Below are 18,594 nucleotides of genomic sequence, written 5' to 3' on the forward strand. Positions count from 1 at the left end.
ATAAAAAATCCCTGAGCAAAATAGATTGTTCAGGGATTTTTTTTGTTTGATGATTAAAGTAAAAAAATTAGCCTCGCAATTTGCGAGGCTAATGTGCTTATTAATATGAAAATACTATTAAGATTTTCTCTTAGCTTTCATAGCGTTATAATCAGCAGTACGGTCTAGTGCCTGGTACATACCGGCAAGTACTGAAATTACGTACTGGTCATCTGACTTCACTTTATGGGCCTGTTCAAGATATGGCAGTGCTTTATTATAAAGTGCCGCCCTTTGTTTTTTAAGCGCTTCGTACTTTTGGTTGTCTTTAGCAGTGTTGCCTGTAATCTTGTTCATGTCATCAATAATCTTTTGCTCGCCGTTTAGCTGAAGGGTACCCAATGCCACAAGCGCGTCAAAATAATCCGGTTTAAGCTCAATAGCTTTTTTAAAGTAACCTTCCGCTTCAGCAGGTTGTGACTGTGTAGTAACGATACCCATGTTGTAGAACAAAATTGGGTCGTTAGGGCTTTTAGCTACAGCTTCGCCTATAAGTTTTTTATAAGTAGCTGTATCACCTAATTCATAGTAAAGGTTTGCCTCGGTAAGCAAAAGGTCAAGGTCATCAGGGTTTTCCTTACGTGCATTAGCAAAAAATGTCTTTGCTTTTTCCTTTTCACCTTTTGTTTTATAGATAAGGGCTATTTGTTTAATGATTTCGGGCCTTACTGAAGGCTGCTTTGTTTCCCTTCCGTTTGTATGGGTTTTAGAAGTATTGATGGCAATATCCATAACCGTTTTACTAGGGAAAGTTTCATCCTGGCTCGTAGACTTATTGGTAGCTATATAGTAGGTATATTCACCTGTGAAACCAATTTTATCAAGCTCAAGGTAATCTTTTAATGCTGCATCGTAATCCTGAGAATTTAATGCCATAGCACCGGCATTGTAAAGGCTGAAAGGGTCTTTAGGGTCTACTTTATAAGCTAACTCATAAGCAACCGAAGCCATTTTATACTGCTTTTGTTGTGTAGCAGTTTCGGCCAGTTGCAATATTTCAGATTTCAACTGAGGCAGGCTCTGCTGCTCAAGCTCGTCTGTATATTTCTTTTTACCTTTTTTCTCTATTTCAAGGACTTTACTAACGTCGTCCATACCCTTGGTGATTGCATTTACTGCGTTAGCCGGGTTTAGGGCTAAATCAACAAATAGATAATACGTACCGCGATAGTAATAAAAATCCCTTTTTTGTTCTTCGTTTGCACTGCCTATCTTAGACTCAAATGCAGCAAAAAGGTCGTTATATTCTTTAATCTGTGCTTCTGTAGGCGGAGTCTTAAGCTCATCAAGTTTTTTTAGTGCCTTCAGCTCGTCTTTTTGTGCATAAGCAGCAACTGAGAGTAGCAGCGAAGCCGCTACGGCATATTTAATTTTCATAATTATTTTGTTATTGTTGTTTATTCGTCTGTATTTGTATCTTCCTGCGTATCTTCGGCAGTAGTAGCATCGGTACCTTCATCGGTAATACCTTCTACTCCTTCAAGGCCCTCAAGGTTTTCCTCTTCTTCCTCGCGCATTACCTTGGCAACAGCCGCAATAGAGTCGTTACCCTTAATGTTTATAAGGCGTACACCCTGTGTGGCACGGCCCATAACACGCAGGTCGCTCACCATCATACGGATGGTAAGCCCCGATTTATTGATAATCATCAGGTCATCAGCATCGGTAACGTTATTTATAGATACCAACCCACCCGTTTTATCGGTAATGCTCAGCGTTTTTACACCTTTACCGCCACGGTTTGTAATACGGTAATCCTCAAGGCTGCTTCGCTTGCCGTAACCGTTTTCAGATACCACAAGGATTTCGCTGTTCATATCGTTTACAGATACCATGCCAATTACCTCGTCCTTTTCATCGGCAAGGGTAATACCACGTACACCGCTGGCACTACGTCCCATTGGCCTGGTCTTACCTTCCTCAAAACGGACAAGCTTACCACTCTTAACGGCTATAAGCACCTGGCTTTCACCGGTAGTTAGTTTCGCTTCAAGCAGCTCATCGTCTTCGCGGATAGTAATAGCAGCAATACCGTTTAGCCTTGGGCGTGAGTATTGCTCAAGAAGGGTCTTTTTAACAATACCCTGTTTGGTACACATTATTACATAATGGCTGTTAACGTACTCCTCATTTTTAAGGTCTTGCGTACAGATGAATGCTTTTACCTTATCGTCATTTTCTATGTTAATAAGGTTTTGTATAGCACGTCCTTTGCTGGTTTTACTACCTTCAGGGATTTCGTATACACGCATCCAGAAACATTTACCTTTTTGTGTAAAGAATAGCATGTACTGGTGGTTTGTAGCTACAAACAGATGCTCCAGGAAGTCGGCATCACGTGTAGCCACACCTTTTTGGCCTACACCTCCCCTGTTCTGGGTTTTGTATTCGCTAAGTGGCGTACGCTTAATGTAACCCGCATGCGAAATAGTGATTACCACATTTTCGTCGGCAATAAGGTCTTCGATGCTTACATCACCACCGCTGTATTCTATCTGACTACGACGGTCATCACCATATTTATCTTTAACCTCTGTAAGTTCTTCTTTAATAAGGGCCATCCTTAGCTCTTTACTGGCAAGGAGTGCTTTTAACTCAGCGATTAATTTCATGATGTCGGCATACTCAGCACGAAGTTTATCCTGCTCTAGGCCGGTAAGCTGGCGTAGCCTCATCTCTACAATAGCGCGCGCCTGTATTTCACTCAGGCTGAAACGCTCTATAAGTCGGGCACGGGCTTCCTCACCGTCTTTAGAACTACGGATGATGGCTATTACCTCGTCTATATTATCTGAGGCTATGATAAGGCCTTCTAAGATGTGTGCACGCTCTTCTGCTTTGCGGAGTTCGTACTGCGTACGGCGTACCACTACATCATGCCTGTGCTCCACAAAGTGATGGATCATATCCTTCAGGTTCAGCATTTCCGGCCTGCCGTTTACAAGTGCAATGTTGTTTACACTAAACGACGACTGAAGCTGCGTGAACTTAAACAGAGTATTCAGTACCACGTTTGGCACTGCATCCTTCTTTAATATATATACGATACGCATACCGTTACGGTCACTCTCGTCACGTATATTGCTTATACCCTCTATCTTTTTATCGTTCACAAGGTCAGCGGTTTTTTTCACCATTTCGGCCTTGTTTACCTGATACGGTATTTCAGTAACAATAATAGCTTCGCGGCCTTCTACTTCTTCAAAGTTGGTCTTGGCACGAAGCACTACACGGCCACGGCCGGTTTTGAAGGCTTCACGTACGCCCTCATACCCATATATAATACCACCTGTAGGAAAATCAGGTGCTTTTATATGGTGCATCAGTTCGTCTATTTCAATATCGGTGTTATCTATATATGCAAGTATACCGTCTACCACCTCTGTAAGGTTGTGCGGGGCCATATTGGTAGCCATACCTACGGCAATACCGCTGGCACCGTTTACAAGCAGGTTAGGTATACGCGTAGGCATTACGGTAGGCTCCTGCAGGGTATCGTCAAAGTTCAGCTGGAAGTCTACAGTTTCCTTATCAAGGTCACTCATTATATCTTCAGAGAGCTTTTTAAGCCTTGCCTCGGTATAACGCATTGCTGCGGGGCTGTCACCGTCTATAGAGCCAAAGTTACCCTGTCCGTCTACCATCATGTAACGAAGGCTCCATTCCTGGGCCATACGCACCATAGTATCATATACAGATGAATCGCCGTGAGGGTGGAACTTACCCAATACCTCACCTACAATCCTTGCCGATTTTTTATGCGCCCTGTTACTAAGTACACCCAGTTCGTACATTCCGTACAGTACCCTTCTGTGCACGGGTTTCAAGCCATCCCTTACATCCGGAAGCGCCCTTGACACGATAACCGACATCGAATAATCTATGTAGGCCGACTTCATCTGGTCTTCTATATTAATGGGAATTAACTTTTCTCCTTCAGCCATAAGTCGTTATAATTAAAATTTATAGTTAATACAAAACGCGCCAATATACGCAATAAAATTATGATTTCCGTATTTTAAAACTACTATTTTACTTCATTTATCAACAACGGCAACCCCAGCTATAGTTGATAAAGTAAGCATAAAACACTTTCTTTTGTCAGGTATTTTTTGTCAATTAGCATGACAGTACTTTGTTGGGTACAGTTTTTGCAAATTCCTTAAAAAAATAGTAGATTTACATTTAGTAAAGAAAGGAAGAATATGGATGATAATTTTTCACCAAGAGTCAAGGACGTAATTACCTACAGCAAGGAGGAAGCCCTCCGGCTGGGCCATGACTTTATTGGTACAGAACATCTTATGTTAGGTATTTTACGGGATGGCCAGGGCAAGGCCATTGCCATCCTGAACAGCATATCGGTAGACTTGGACCACCTGCGCAGAAAGGTAGAGATACTAAGCCCTGCAAACCCTACGGCAGAGCGTAATAACGAGAAGAAAAACCTCCACCTTACCCGCCAGGCCGAAAGGGCACTACGCACTACATTCCTGGAAGCCAAGGTTTTCCAAAGCACCAGTATAAGCACAGCACACTTGTTGTTATGTATACTGCGCAACGAGAACGACCCTACCACGAAATTGCTGAACAAACTGAAAATTGATTACGAAACTGTTAAAGAACAATTCATTAGCATGACATCAAACGAGGAAGATTTTATGGATAACCTGCCAAAAGCGGAATCCTATAACGACGATCCAGGACAGGATGACAGCCTGAGGGGCGACAGCGGCTTCAGCAATCCTGCTCCGGGCAATAAGGCCAATAAAAAATCTAAAACCCCGGTTCTCGATAATTTTGGCCGAGACCTTACTGAACTTGCCGAAGAAGGCAAACTTGACCCTGTAGTGGGCCGCGAAAAAGAGATAGAGCGCGTAAGCCAGATCCTTAGCCGCCGTAAAAAGAACAACCCACTACTTATAGGTGAGCCGGGTGTGGGTAAATCAGCAATTGCTGAAGGCCTTGCACTGCGTATCATCCAGAAAAAAGTATCGCGTATACTGTTTAACAAACGTGTGGTAACGCTAGACCTTGCCAGCCTTGTGGCAGGTACCAAGTACCGTGGACAGTTTGAAGAACGTATGAAAGCGGTTATGAACGAGCTTGAAAAGAATGACGATATCATCCTTTTTATAGACGAAATTCACACTATTGTAGGTGCGGGTGGCGCTACGGGTTCGCTTGACGCAAGTAATATGTTCAAACCGGCACTTGCACGTGGCGAAATCCAATGCATCGGTGCTACTACCCTTGATGAGTACCGCCAGTACATTGAGAAAGACGGCGCACTTGAAAGGCGTTTCCAGAAGGTAATGGTAGAACCTACAAGTGTTCCTGAAACTATTACTATTCTTAACAATATTAAGAACAAGTACGAAGACCACCACAACGTTATCTACACACAAGAAGCTATTGAAGCTTGTGTGAAGCTGACCGACAGGTACATGAGTGAGCGTTTCCTTCCGGACAAGGCTATTGATGCCCTTGACGAAGCAGGAAGCCGCGTACACATTACAAATATTGATGTTCCTAAGCAGATACTTGACCTGGAACGCCAGCTTGAGGAAGTACGCGAGCTTAAGAACAGTGTGGTTAAAAAACAGAAATACGAGGAAGCTGCGAAGCTTCGTGATGACGAAAAACGCATAGAAAAAGAACTTGCCATAGCCCAGGAGCAGTGGGAAGAAGATTCTAAAAACAACCGCGTTACCGTTACCGAAGACAACGTGGCCGATGTGGTAAGCATGATGACAGGCATCCCTGTAAACCGTATTGCACAGACTGAAAGTAACAAGTTAGCCCAACTACCGGAACTTATTAAAGGTAAAGTAATTGGACAAGACGAAGCTGTTCAGAAAATTGCAAAATCAATACAGCGTAACCGTGCGGGCCTTAAGGATCCTAACAAGCCGATAGGTTCGTTCATTTTCCTTGGACAAACCGGTGTGGGTAAAACCCAGCTTGCCAAGGTTATTGCAAAAGAACTGTTTGACAGTGAAGATGCGCTTATCCGTATCGATATGAGTGAGTATATGGAGAAATTTGCCATATCACGCCTTGTTGGTGCGCCTCCAGGATATGTAGGTTATGAAGAAGGCGGACAGCTTACTGAAAAAGTACGCCGTAAGCCGTATGCAGTAGTGCTTCTTGACGAGATTGAAAAAGCCCACCCTGATGTATTTAACATGATGCTTCAGGTGCTTGATGACGGTTTCCTAACCGACAGCCTTGGCCGCAGGATTGACTTTAAGAACACTATCATCATCATGACCTCTAACGTAGGTGCCCGCCAGCTAAAAGACTTCGGTCAGGGAGTTGGTTTTGGTACTTCTGCCAAAGTGTCGCAGGCTGATGAGCACAGCAAAGGTGTTATTGAAGCTGCACTTAAAAAGACATTTGCACCAGAATTTATCAACCGTATTGACGACATCATTGTGTTCAACCCTCTTGAGAAAGAGCATATTGATAAAATCATCACCATTGAGCTTGAAAAACTATATGCCCGCGTTAAGGACCTTGGCTACAACATTCAGCTAAGCGAAAAAGCGAAAGACTTTATTGCCGACAAAGGTTTTGATAAGCAATATGGTGCAAGGCCACTAAAACGTGCCATACAGAAGTACGTGGAAGATGTACTTGCTGAGGAAATTATCACCTCTAAAATATCAAGCGGCGATGAAATTTTCATGGACCTTGAAGATGGCGGCAGCGAACTGGTTGTGACCATTAAAAAGGCAGAAAATCCTGCAAGCTAATTTTTAAGCTTAATTTATATTGTTAATAGTAATCCCTGCCCTAAAAAGCAGGGATTTTTATTTCACCCCTATAGCACTAAACCATTAGATGCTTAAAAAAAACGATTATAAGCACCACTCCCCCACTAAAAATGCCTTGTCAGGGGAAATAAAATAAGTTATTAAAAGCACACCCCTGCTTAGACTAAACACCGCTTTAAAAAAAACTTTTCTAACTATAAAAATCAAAGAAAATTTAGACCTTTAATTTACTGAAAACTCAAAATCTATATCGATTTTTTACGAAATAAAACCACCTTATTTAGAATGAGTTTTCCTATATTTGCGAGCCTTGAATTGTATTTTCGGTATGGTGTAATACATGCATCCCTAAATACAGTTTAAAGCCTAAACAAACTTAAAATAACGTATTAACAATCAGCTTTTTCGGTTTCATTTTCCCGATGAAGCTATAAACAAACAGAAGATGTCTGACAAATCTAAAATTTACTACACGATAACGGATGAAGCGCCAATGCTGGCCACACATTCATTCCTGCCTATCGTGCAGGCGTTTGCCTCAACAGCAGGAATCAATGTTGAAACAAGGGATATTTCACTTGCAGGCCGTATACTGGCTAACTTCCCTGAAAACCTTACCGAGGCACAAAAAATAGGCGATGCACTTACCGAACTTGGTGAGCTTGCCAACACCCCGGAAGCAAACATCATTAAACTTCCGAATATTTCTGCCTCTGTACCACAGCTTAAGGCAGCTATTAAAGAACTTCAGGAGCAGGGTTACAACATCCCTAACTACCCTGAAGACGCACAAACTGACGAAGACAAAGCTGTAAAAGCAAAATATGCCAAAGTACTTGGCTCGGCTGTAAACCCTGTACTACGTGAAGGTAACTCAGACCGCCGTGCGCCTAAAGCCGTTAAAAACTATGCTAAGGCTCATCCGCACTCTATGGGTGTATGGAGTGCTGATAGCAATACACACGTTGCCAGTATGAGCGAAGGCGACTTCTACGGTAGCGAAAAATCAGTTACCGTAAGCGAGGCTACCGATGTAAAAATCGAGTTTGTAGGTACTGATGGTACTTCAACCGTACTTAAAGCTTCTACCCCGCTTAAAGCAGGCGAAATCATTGACAGCTCTGCACTTAGCCTAAGCAAACTGAAAACATTCGTTTCTAAAGAAATTGAAGATGCAAAAGCAAAAGGCGTACTGTTCTCTGTACACCTTAAAGCTACGATGATGAAGGTATCTGACCCTATCATTTTTGGCGCTATTGTAGAGGTATTCTATGCTGAAGTATTTGAAAAGTATGCTGAGCTGTTCAAACAACTTGGTGTAGATACACGTAACGGCCTTGGTGATGTTTATGCTAAAATAGCAGGCAAACCGGAAGAAGCTGAAGTAAAAGCTGCTATTGAAGCCGTTTACGCTACTGCCCCTGCGCTTGCTTATGTAAACTCTGACCTTGGCATTACGAACCTTCACGTACCGAGCGACGTTATTGTAGATGCTTCTATGCCTGCAATGATACGTACAAGCGGCCAAATGTGGAATGTAGAAGGCAAACAACAGGATACTAAAGCCATTATCCCGGACAGGAACTACAGCGGCGTATACACTGCTACTATCGACTTCTGTAAAAAACATGGCGCGTTTAACCCTGCCACTATGGGTAGCGTACCAAACGTGGGCCTTATGGCACAGAAAGCTGAAGAGTACGGTTCGCATGACAAAACCTTCCAGGCTACTGCCACAGGTGTAATCAAAGTTGTAGATAACAACAACGGTACTGTATATATGGAGCAGGCTGTTGAGGCCGGTGACATCTTCAGGATGTGCCAGACCAAAGACGCGCCTATCCAGGACTGGGTGAAACTTGCCGTAAACCGTGCAAGGCTAAGCGACACTCCTGCTGTTTTCTGGCTGGATGAAAACCGCGCCCACGACCGCGAGCTTATCGCTAAAGTAAACACTTACCTGAAAGACCACGATACTACAGGTCTTGACATACAAATCCTTGACCCTATTGCTGCTACTCAGTTCTCGCTTGAGCGTATTAAAGACGGTAAGGACACTATCTCTGTAACCGGTAACGTACTGCGTGACTACCTGACCGACCTGTTCCCTATCCTGGAGCTTGGTACATCGGCTAAAATGCTTTCTATCGTTCCGCTAATGAACGGTGGTGGCCTGTTTGAAACGGGTGCCGGTGGTTCTGCGCCTAAGCACGTTCAGCAGTTTGTAGAGGAAGGTTACCTGCGTTGGGATTCACTGGGTGAGTTCCTTGCACTTGGTGTATCTCTTGAGCACCTTGGACAAACGCAGAACAACGCTAAATCATTAGTACTTAGCGAAACCCTTGATGCTGCAAATGAGAAGTTCCTTGATAACGATAAGTCACCAGCACGCCGCGTAGGCCAGATAGACAACCGTGGTTCGCACTTCTACCTTGCACTATATTGGGCACAGGCGCTTGCTGCACAGGACAAAGATGCTGAACTAAAAGCTATTTTCGCTCCTATTGCTGCTGAACTTACTGAAAACGAAGCTAAAATTGATGCCGAGCTTATCGGTGCTCAGGGCAAAGCTGAAGAAATTGGCGGGTACTACCACCCGGACAATGCCAAGACTGATGCTGCTATGAGGCCAAGTGCCACGCTTAATGCGATACTTGCGAAACTTGCTTAAATTCCAATAATCTCCTGCTTAGGTCGAAATTAGCCGGAGTATAAAGAAAGCTGTCCCTTTTACGGGGACAGCTTTTTTGTTTAAGCCTATTATGAGATTATCTTGTAAATCACTCCTTAGTAATCATATCCAGCTTCTTTAAAATATCGGGCATGCGGTAACTGCCGTGCATGGCGTGTATTTTGGCAGCAGCCAAAGCCACATCCATCCCTATAGCCGATACATACAGCGAATTTTTGCTTTCGCTACGAAAGACCTCAATTACGGTTTCTTTATTGGTATGGAATCCCGTTTTAGCCACCCCGATAACCGGGAGCTTCCCGCCCATCAACTCAAAAGTGCGTCCGCCCAAACCATAAGTACCGTTATTATCTACGTATATATGCCCGTCTACAATAACTGCATCGAGAAAGTCTGTACCAATCTTTTTCAGCAAGGCTTCTATGCAGGGTAATTCACGCTTATAAAATTTGCCCGGAACATAATCGGCTACTTCATCTATAAACTCTATAATGGTTTGCCTGGGTGCGGCATCATCCCATTCAAACAATACACCTACAGCTTTGGCACCTTTATCAAGGTAGTACACATCAATGGCTAAAATCATACGGTAAAATTGCGCATTATTTCTTAAATCCTGAAACAATGCATTAGCAAAACAATTTTACGCATTAAAAAACCATTAATCCTGTAACATAGTGTACTAAAAAACGTCTGATAGGCGTTAGCCTATCGTCAATCAATAAAAACCACTATGAAAAAACTGCTTAAAGAATACCTGCCGGTATTCTTTTTATTTGTGTATTGCGGCCTGCATGCACAGGAAAAATTCACACTCAGCGGCACTATAGCCGACTCCGGCACCACCGAAACCCTCATAGGTGCCACCGTTTACATTAAAGAACTGCAAACGGCTGTTACTACAAATGAGTACGGTTTCTATTCTATTTCAATGCCACAGGGTACTTACACGGTGCAAATAAGTTATGTAAGCTTCGGCACTATTGAAGAGACCATAACGCTTACAAGTAACGTACGCAAAAACTACAACCTGACCAGCAGTGCGAATGAGCTTCAGGAAGTGGTAATCAGTACCGATAAGCCCAAGGCTGACGTACGTACCCCGCAGATGAGCATGAACCGCCTTACATCGGCAGAAATTAAAAAGATGCCGGTGGTACTGGGCGAAACCGACGTTATTAAGTCGCTGATGCAATTACCGGGCGTAACCAATTCGGGCGAAGGGTCTTCAGGTTTTAATGTACGTGGTGGGGCTGCCGACCAAAACCTGATATTGCTTGATGAGGCCATGTTGTTTAACTCATCGCACCTTTTCGGGTTTTTCTCGGTATTCAATGCCGATGCCATTAAAGAAATCAAACTGTATAAAGGCGGGATACCCGCCCGTTATGGTGGCCGCCTTTCCAGCGTACTGGACATTTACCAGAAAGAAGGTAACAAAAACGAATTTCATGTAAATGGTGGTATCGGGCTTATATCAAGCCGTTTGCTTGCCGAAGGTCCTATTGTAAAAGATAGAGGATCATTCCTTGTAGGTGGACGTACAAGTTATGCCCACCTGTTCCTGAAACTTTCGGGCAACGATAATTCAGCCTCGTTCTATGACCTGAATACCAAATTGAGCTACAAGTTAAACGATAACAACAACCTGTACCTTTCGGGTTATTTCGGGCGCGACCTTATGAGCATCAGCAGTAGCTTTAACAATATTTATGGCAATACATTGGTCAACCTAAGATGGAACCACCTGTATAGCGACAAGCTTTTCAGTAACATGAGCCTTATTTACAGCGATTACTATTATGGGTTGACACTTGATTTCATCGGCTTTAAGTGGGACAGCGGTATTAAAAACTACAACTTTAAGTACGACTTTAAGCATTACGTAAACGACAAGATAAAGCTTACCTATGGTGTTAATGCCGTGTACTACAGCTTTAACCCCGGCGAAATTACCCCTACAGGTCCGGATTCTGCCATTAATCCCGATAAGCTGGCTGAAAAATATGCCTTTGAACCCGCCTTTTACGCCGATGCCGAGCACCAGCTGACCGATAAGCTTACTGTGAGTTACGGCCTGCGTTACAGCCTTTTCTACAGGCTGGGTGCACAAAGCATGAATATTTATGCCAATAACCAGCCCGTGGCCTACGACAATGACCTGAAAATATACGAAAAGGCTACACCTATAAGTACACGCTACTACGGCAGCGGCGATGTTATAGCACAGTTTAATAACCCAGAACCCCGTGCAGCCGTATCGTACCGCCTTAACGATGATGCATCAATTAAAGCAAGCTATAACCGTATGGCACAATACCTACACCTGATAAGCAACACGGCATCGCCTACCCCACTGGATGTTTGGGCACCGAGCGACAACTACCTGAAACCACAATTGCTGGACCAGTATGCATTAGGCTACTTCCGTAACCTGAAAAATGATGCGTATTCTGTTGAAGCCGAAGTATACTACAAAAACATAAAAAACAGGCTAGACTATATAGATGGTGCCGACCTTATAGCCAATGAAAATATAGAGCAGGTGCTGTTAAGGGGGAAATCGCGTGCATACGGCCTTGAGTTGCTTGTGCGTAAAAATGAGGGCAAACTAACCGGTTGGGTATCGTATACCCTTTCCCGTTCAGAACAGCAGACCCCGGGACGTACCCCAAATGAAATAGGCATTAATGATGGCCAATGGTACAAAACCGGCTATGACAAGCTGCACAACCTTTCGGTAACAAGTGCGTATGAGTTGAACAAGAAATGGCAGTTTGGGGCAATATTCACGCTGCAAAGCGGGCGCCCGGTTACATTCCCTAACGGGCAGTACCACTACGGCGACATTACCATACCAAGCTACGGCCTGAGAAATGAAAACAGGCTGCCGGCCTACCATCACCTGGACATTTCGGCTACCCTGACCCCTCAAAACCAGAAAGGTAGAAGATGGCAGGGCGAATGGGTATTCAGCATTTACAACCTGTACAACAGGCAGAACTCAGCTTCTATAAGCTTCCGCCAAAACGAAGATACAGGTGCTAATGAAGCTGTAAGGCTGTCCATTTTTGGGGTAATACCCAGTGTAACGTATAACTTTAAGTTTTAATCGTTAACCATTTTATTATCAGAATCATGAAAAATATATTTTATATACTTCCGATACTTACTGTATTGCTTTTTACTTCTTGTGAAGAAGTGGTAGATGTTAACTTGGACACCGCCCCGCCAAGGCTTGTAGTAGACGCATCACTGGACTGGGTTAAAGGCACACCCGGCAATGTACAAATCATAAAGCTTACCACAACTACCGGTTATTATCAAAGTGAAGTACCCGTAGTAAGCGATGCCATAGTAACTGTAGCAAACAGCACCGGTACACTTTTTACCTTTACAGAAACACCCGGTACAGGGCAATATGTATGCAACGATTTTGAACCCATTATAGGTGACACCTATACACTTACAGTGATTACGGACAGCCAAACCTATACCGCGGTAGAAACCCTGGCTCCTATACCTGATATTACCACGGTACACCAGGTAAATGACGGGGGATTTTTAGGTGATGAAACTGAGGTACGTTTCTATTTCATGGACGATGCCACTGCCAATAATTATTACATGGTACGTTTCGACTCCGAGGTACTTCCCTACCCTGACTATGATGTGTTTGACGATGAATTTACGCAGGGTAATGAAATGTTCGGCATTTTTACCGATGAAGACCTAGAACCGGGGCAAACCCTTGGTATAAGGCTGTTCAGCATTTCGCAGCGCTACAAAAACTATATGGATAAGCTGCTTGAAGTAGCCAGTGGAAACGGCGGCGGGCCATTTACAACCACCCCGGCCGGTGTACGTGGCAATCTTGTTAACCAGACCGATATTGATAACTATGCCTTAGGGTATTTCCGCGTTACGCAGGTAGACACTCTACAGTATACCATTACCCAGTGAAATAATTAATATTCCACAATCAGCCTGTTTTTTTATAAAAGCAGGCTTTTTTGTTGTGTGTGATTACTGTAGCACTTATTGCTCCAGTAAAAATCCCGCATAAGTTACTACCTTTGTAAAAATAGCAACAACACAAAATGTCATCACACCACATAGTACGAGACGACCAGGAACCCGCACTTATAATAGCTAACGGCGCCGAATGCAGTAAAGAACTTATGGGGCAGCTCCTGGAATGGTCGCCACTGGTAATTGTCTTAGACAGCGCCATAGACCGTGTGATGGAACTGGGCATAAAGGTAGATGTACTGCTTGGGGATTTCGACCGTGGCTTCAGCCCTGAAAAATACCTGGAACAGCAATATCCACTGGAAATCGTATATACTCCCGACCAGGAAAAAACCGACCTTGAAAAGGCTTTCGACTACCTTATCACCCGTAATATACCTGCCGTAAATGTAATTTGGGCTACGGGTAGGCGCGCCGACCATACTGTGACTAACATTACCAATATAGTCCGCTTTCGCGACAAGCTGAAAGTTGTATTGCTGGACGACCACAGCAAGATATTCCTGCTACCGAATAAGTTTGAAAAGTGGTACCCAGCCGGTACAATTATCTCGCTTATCCCAATTGGTAAAGTTGACGGTATCTCCACTAAAAACCTGAAATACCCACTGCACGAAGAATCGCTTACCATAGGTTACCGTACCGGTAGCAGCAACGAAGCCGACAAAGACGGTATGGTTGTTATAGAGCACCGTGAAGGTGATTTACTAATGATGGAATGTTTCGACTAAAGCAAAAGAACTATGGTTACCCTACGTAAAGCTACTGCCGCCGACCTCCCTGAAATACAGCAAATAATGAATCATAATATAGTATATAGCACTGCAATATACGATTATGAGCCAAAAACGGATGCCGAAATAGCACAATGGTTTGCTGATAAGCAGCAGGGGGACTGGCCGGTTATTATAGCCGAAGAAAATACTACCGTTTTGGGTTATGCTACCTACGGCACCTTTAGATTTAAGGATGGGTTTAAGCCTACGGTAGAGCATTCGGTATACGTGTCTGAAAATGCGCATAGCAAAGGTGTTGGCTCTACACTCTTCTCACATCTTATAGAACTTTGTAGAAGTGAAGGTTACCACTGCATGGTAGGTTGTATTGACGCCGCAAACGAAAGCAGCATTGCCTTCCATAAAAAATTTGGCTTCACAGAAGCGGGAGTGCTAAAAGAAGTGGCTTTTAAATTTGACCGTTGGCTTGATTTGCAATTTATGCAGTTGTTGCTTTCCTGAGATATCTAAGCCACGAATTTCACCAATTTACACAAATCAGTATTTTAAAAACTACCCCAATTGCGTAGGTGCTTTGCCAAAAGCTTTTTTAAATGCAAATGAAAAATGCGACAGGTTTTCAAAACCTACTTCAATATACACATCCGATGCTTTGTAGCCTTTGTCGGCAATAAGGTAACGGGCTTCGTCAAGGCGTTTTTGCTGTAACCAACGACTTGGCGTAATACCGAATATCTTCTCGAAATCGCGTTTAAACGTACTCAGGCTACGGCCGGTAAGGTAGGCAAAACGTTCCAGGCTTACATTAAACCTGAAATTGCGCTGCATAAAATCCTTGAGATCTATTTTGCCCGGTTCGCTTATGTCCAGCAACACACCTGCCAACTCAGGTTGCGCCTGGAGTATCAGCATTGCTATTTCCTGGACTTTTAACTGTTTAAGCGGCCCGGTAAGTGTTGCACCACTGCCCAGATAGGATATGAGTGACTGCGCAAAACCCGTATACAAAGGGTTTTCATCCAGTTTTATAATAGCATCATTTGTTACAGGCTTTTGTAATGCCGCATCTTTAAAATTGGCTTTAAGCCCACGGAGTATATCACTGTCTATCCTTACAGATAAGGATTTAAATTCCCTGCCCGGTTCAGGCATTTTAGAAAATTTGGCAAGGCGGTTACGCAGGTAAAAAGCGCAGTCGCCCTCCTGTAGCAGGTATTCCTTTTTACCATCGTTAATACGCAGGCTGCCCGATTCTATGTAACTAAACACATGGTACGGTATAAAATTCTCACCTTCGCGGCTCAGGCGGGTGTAGCAGGAATAAATAATACCGTCTATAACTGTAGTGCTTGTATTTGACATACTGTTTTTATGTTTTGACACGAATTTCACTAATGTACACAAACTATAATCATATCGCCTGCTTATGCAGATTAGTGAAATTCGTGGCTGAAAAATTATTTCTTAAGATAAGTTTTTCCCATTTCTGTTTCAAGGAAATTTTCAGACTCATCATGGTCGGTGCTAAGGCTTACCGGCAGCCATTCTTCCAGCTCAGCAGCACGCCAGGCATCGGCACTCCTTAAAAAACCTATGGCTTCACTGCCTAATACTAAGTGTACGGGAGGATTCGGATGTACAGCAAGGTCTACCATAACTTTGGCTGCCTTATCAGGATCGCCTACAGGGACAAATGTACCGCTACTGAAATAATCGGCACGGCTGTTTACCGTAACATAGTCCTCTATCCTGCGTGCATAGGTCATACTGTCACCCGCCCAGTCTGTACGGAAACCGCCCGGCTCTACCGATGTAACTTTAATACCCAGTTCGGCTACTTCCTTAGCCAGCGCTTCGCTGAAACCACTAAGGCCAAACTTGGCCGCCTGGTAAATACTTACCCCGGCACTGCCCATACGCCCGCCAATAGAACTTACCTGTAGTATGCGTCCGTTGCGTTCCTTACGCATGTAGGGCAATACCGCACGGGTAACTTCTATAGGTGCATACAGGTTGGTTTCCAGCTGGCTGCGTACCTGGTCATCTGTAAATGCCTCAGTGGCACCGGTAATACCAAAACCTGCATTGTTTACCAGTACATCTATACGCCCAAAGTTTTTTACTGCACCGGCTACAGCCAAATGTACGGCATCATAATCGGTAACATCAAGCTGTATTACCTGTAGTTGCTGGGGATATTGGGCAACCAAATCGTCAAGCTGCTTAGGGTTTCGGGCAGTAGCAGCCACTTTATCACCGCTTTTCAGTACGGCTTCGGTAAGGCTCCTGCCAAGGCCACGTGAACTTCCTGTTATAAACCAAACTTTTTCCATGACATAATGTTGTTTAATGATTATGGTACAAAGTTAGGCAGCAATAAAAGGGGCTACTTTGGTGTAACGTTCAAATTTACTTTGCTGAAACGTTCATTGAAGTTAGCCACGAATTACACGAATTTTTTCAAATTATATTTAAACACCTTTAAACTTGTATAGAGCTTACACTTTCTTTTCAATACGTGCCAATATATCGTTCATCATATCTACCTGTACTTTTTGTATTTCCATCAGGGTTTTCTCCTGGTGCAGTATCAGGTGGTCTATTTTTTCGTGCAGCATCCGTATTTCCAGTTCTGATTTCAGGTTAACCATATAATCGTTCTGGGCGCGCTGGCGGTCTTTTTCTTCCTGGCGGTTCTGGCTCATCATAATCACCGGAGCCTGTAATGCTGCCACGCAAGACAGTATCAGGTTCAGTAAAATAAACGGATATGGGTCGAATCCCTTATTGAGGAACACAAAAGCATTGATGCCTATCCACACCAGCAGGAATGCAACAAAAGAGATTATAAACGTCCAGCTTCCGCCAAAATCAGCAACCTTATCGGCTATACGCTGGCCAAAGGTAAGTGGCAGGCTGTCATCATCATCGGGGTTATCGCTAACGAGTTTCCTGTCGGCCATTGCTTTTACAACCTTTTTCTCAAGGTCGTCAAGCTGGCCTACCTCCTGCTCCAGCGATTCAGATATGTAGCGCTCGCGATACGCGTTAAGCTCGCTCATGGCAAGGTGGCAACTGTCGTCAAATTCTGGGTGTTCGGCCTTAATAAGGTCCAGTATGGGGCGGCGTACCACGGTAGCAGGTACTTTTTCCTGCTGCGGGAACTCCTTTTTAGATACATCACTAATAAAATTCATAATTAAAACCAGCGTTTCTTTTTAAAATAAATGACCATGGCTATTATAGTAATTACCATTATTGCTAACACTATATAATATCCGTTATGGGTATGCAGTTCAGGCATATTATCGAAATTCATGCCATAGACACCCACTATAAAAGTAAGCGGCATAAATATTACCGAAAACACCGTAAGGGTTTTCATAATCTCATTCATACGCTGCCCCTGCGATGCAAAATGGAAGTTACTGGCGCTGTCCAGTGAGGTGAGGTCGTAATCGGTTTGATCCAAAAGTTCCAGGCACTTTTGGTGCAGGCGGGCAAAATATACGTGGGTTGCCTTGCGTATGGTTTCATACTCGTCTTCATCCCGCTCGCTTTTAAGGCTCAACAATGCTTCACGAAGCGGTGTTATGGCGCGTTTAAGGAATACAAGATTGTCTTTTGTAGCTTCAACGCGTTCAATGAAGTTGGCACCGCAATTGGTTCGGCCTTCATCATTAAGCTGCGCTATGCGTTCCTCGTATTTTTCCAGCGTAATGAAAAAATTCTCCATAATGGCATCCAGCATCAGGTACAGCAGATAGTCGTTCTTCTTTTTACGGACAACGCCTGTGCCTGTACGTATGCGTTCGCGTATGTGGTTAAAGTAATCGCTGCGTTTTTCCTGGAACGATATTATGGTATTTCCTTTCAGTAAAAAGCTCACCTGTTCGGTTTTCACTACATTATCCTCCTCCTCCGGCAGTACCGATTTTATGCTGAAAAACAGCACATCGCCAAGCTCCTCAATACGGGTACGGCGGTGTACATTAAGAATATCGCCTATTATAAGCGGTTCTGCTTTTAGCAGTTCGGTAATGTTTTTTATAAGTTCCGGATTATTGAGGCCATGTAGGTTAAGCCATTTTATATCATGTTCCTGTTTAGGGTCGGTACACTCACTGATTACCCGTTCCAGGTTTACTTTTTTATATTCCTCATAGCCTTCTTCGTCAAAAACAAAGAGCTGCATTTGTACGGGTTCGTCGGTATGGTCGCCATTGTATTCAAAAGCATTGGGCTGCACCCTGCGTACTTTATTGTATTCTATTCTTTTCACAAAAAGTGTGGTATTTTCTGTACTATAAATATA

At 43.6% G+C, this 18,594-nt stretch carries 13 protein-coding genes; 6 read left to right on the forward strand and 7 right to left on the reverse strand.

The window, feature by feature from the left end:
• Positions 1-117 precede the first annotated feature (117 nt).
• Both ACZIX4_RS10295 and gyrA read right to left on the reverse strand, forming a co-directional pair.
• Entirely contained in the window at positions 118-1,416 is a 1,299-nt protein-coding gene (locus ACZIX4_RS10295; RefSeq protein WP_463335546.1) for a tetratricopeptide repeat protein, read from the reverse strand.
• Positions 1,417-1,436: 20 nt separating this feature from the next.
• Positions 1,437-3,983 carry a DNA gyrase subunit A gene (gene gyrA / locus ACZIX4_RS10300; protein WP_463335547.1) on the reverse strand — a complete coding sequence of 849 codons (2,547 nt, stop codon included), beginning with the start codon at positions 3,981-3,983 and terminating at the stop codon, positions 1,437-1,439.
• A gap of 261 nt (positions 3,984-4,244) precedes the next feature.
• Here gyrA and ACZIX4_RS10305 point away from each other — a divergent pair, with 261 nt between their 5' ends.
• Positions 4,245-6,797 (forward strand): ATP-dependent Clp protease ATP-binding subunit, encoded by a 2,553-nt coding sequence (locus ACZIX4_RS10305; RefSeq protein ID WP_463335548.1) that lies wholly within the window; start codon positions 4,245-4,247, stop codon positions 6,795-6,797.
• Positions 6,798-7,263: 466 nt separating this feature from the next.
• Positions 7,264-9,489: an NADP-dependent isocitrate dehydrogenase gene (locus ACZIX4_RS10310; protein WP_463335549.1), complete on the forward strand. Its 2,226-nt coding sequence runs from the start codon at positions 7,264-7,266 to the stop codon at positions 9,487-9,489.
• Positions 9,490-9,598: 109 nt separating this feature from the next.
• On the opposite strand, the gene ACZIX4_RS10315 is transcribed toward ACZIX4_RS10310, so the two are convergent.
• Positions 9,599-10,135 carry an endonuclease V gene (locus tag ACZIX4_RS10315; RefSeq protein WP_463335550.1) on the reverse strand — a complete coding sequence of 179 codons (537 nt, stop codon included), beginning with the start codon at positions 10,133-10,135 and terminating at the stop codon, positions 9,599-9,601.
• 108 nt (positions 10,136-10,243) lie between these two features.
• Between ACZIX4_RS10315 and ACZIX4_RS10320 the strand changes: the two genes are divergently transcribed.
• The 4 genes from ACZIX4_RS10320 to ACZIX4_RS10335 all read left to right on the forward strand — a co-directional run bounded on the left by ACZIX4_RS10320 (position 10,244) and on the right by ACZIX4_RS10335 (position 14,780).
• Complete coding sequence (locus ACZIX4_RS10320) at positions 10,244-12,622, forward strand: TonB-dependent receptor (protein WP_463335551.1); 2,379 nt, start codon at positions 10,244-10,246, stop codon at positions 12,620-12,622.
• A 26-nt stretch (positions 12,623-12,648) separates the two neighbouring features.
• The gene (locus ACZIX4_RS10325; RefSeq protein WP_463335552.1) at positions 12,649-13,473 is read left to right on the forward strand and encodes a DUF4249 domain-containing protein; all 825 of its coding nucleotides are present in this window, start codon (positions 12,649-12,651) and stop codon (positions 13,471-13,473) included.
• A 137-nt stretch (positions 13,474-13,610) separates the two neighbouring features.
• Positions 13,611-14,273 (forward strand): thiamine diphosphokinase, encoded by a 663-nt coding sequence (locus ACZIX4_RS10330; protein ID WP_463335553.1) that lies wholly within the window; start codon positions 13,611-13,613, stop codon positions 14,271-14,273.
• Positions 14,274-14,285: 12 nt separating this feature from the next.
• Positions 14,286-14,780 (forward strand): N-acetyltransferase family protein, encoded by a 495-nt coding sequence (locus ACZIX4_RS10335; protein ID WP_463335554.1) that lies wholly within the window; start codon positions 14,286-14,288, stop codon positions 14,778-14,780.
• Positions 14,781-14,831: 51 nt separating this feature from the next.
• Here the strand turns inward: ACZIX4_RS10335 and ACZIX4_RS10340 are convergent, their stop codons facing one another.
• From ACZIX4_RS10340 to corA, 4 genes are all read right to left on the reverse strand, one after another.
• A complete protein-coding gene (locus ACZIX4_RS10340; protein WP_463335555.1) occupies positions 14,832-15,641 on the reverse strand; it encodes an AraC family transcriptional regulator in 810 nt (269 codons plus the stop codon).
• A gap of 95 nt (positions 15,642-15,736) precedes the next feature.
• On the reverse strand, positions 15,737-16,612 hold the full coding sequence (locus ACZIX4_RS10345) for an oxidoreductase (RefSeq protein WP_463335556.1): 876 nt from the start codon (positions 16,610-16,612) through the stop codon (positions 15,737-15,739).
• Between the two features lie 165 nt (positions 16,613-16,777).
• Positions 16,778-17,476 carry a DUF1003 domain-containing protein gene (locus ACZIX4_RS10350; protein WP_463335557.1) on the reverse strand — a complete coding sequence of 233 codons (699 nt, stop codon included), beginning with the start codon at positions 17,474-17,476 and terminating at the stop codon, positions 16,778-16,780.
• Between the two features lie 2 nt (positions 17,477-17,478).
• The gene (corA, locus tag ACZIX4_RS10355) at positions 17,479-18,561 is read right to left on the reverse strand and encodes a magnesium/cobalt transporter CorA (protein ID WP_463335558.1); all 1,083 of its coding nucleotides are present in this window, start codon (positions 18,559-18,561) and stop codon (positions 17,479-17,481) included.
• Positions 18,562-18,594 lie beyond the last annotated feature (33 nt).

This window comes from Flavobacterium niveum (assembly GCF_055231775.1).

Bases quoted from the DNA above. Each gene is read 5' to 3' on its own strand.
- ACZIX4_RS10345 (WP_463335556.1), bottom strand. From the start codon at position 16,612: ATGGAAAAAGTTTGGTTTATAACAGGAAGTTCACGTGGCCTTGGCAGG.
- ACZIX4_RS10335 (WP_463335554.1), top strand. From the start codon at position 14,286: ATGGTTACCCTACGTAAAGCTACTGCCGCCGACCTCCCTGAAATACAG.
- ACZIX4_RS10350 (WP_463335557.1), bottom strand. From the start codon at position 17,476: ATGAATTTTATTAGTGATGTATCTAAAAAGGAGTTCCCGCAGCAGGAA.
- ACZIX4_RS10320 (WP_463335551.1), top strand. From the start codon at position 10,244: ATGAAAAAACTGCTTAAAGAATACCTGCCGGTATTCTTTTTATTTGTG.
- ACZIX4_RS10330 (WP_463335553.1), top strand. From the start codon at position 13,611: ATGTCATCACACCACATAGTACGAGACGACCAGGAACCCGCACTTATA.
- ACZIX4_RS10305 (WP_463335548.1), top strand. From the start codon at position 4,245: ATGGATGATAATTTTTCACCAAGAGTCAAGGACGTAATTACCTACAGC.
- gyrA (WP_463335547.1), bottom strand. From the start codon at position 3,983: ATGGCTGAAGGAGAAAAGTTAATTCCCATTAATATAGAAGACCAGATG.
- ACZIX4_RS10325 (WP_463335552.1), top strand. From the start codon at position 12,649: ATGAAAAATATATTTTATATACTTCCGATACTTACTGTATTGCTTTTT.
- ACZIX4_RS10340 (WP_463335555.1), bottom strand. From the start codon at position 15,641: ATGTCAAATACAAGCACTACAGTTATAGACGGTATTATTTATTCCTGC.
- ACZIX4_RS10295 (WP_463335546.1), bottom strand. From the start codon at position 1,416: ATGAAAATTAAATATGCCGTAGCGGCTTCGCTGCTACTCTCAGTTGCT.
- ACZIX4_RS10310 (WP_463335549.1), top strand. From the start codon at position 7,264: ATGTCTGACAAATCTAAAATTTACTACACGATAACGGATGAAGCGCCA.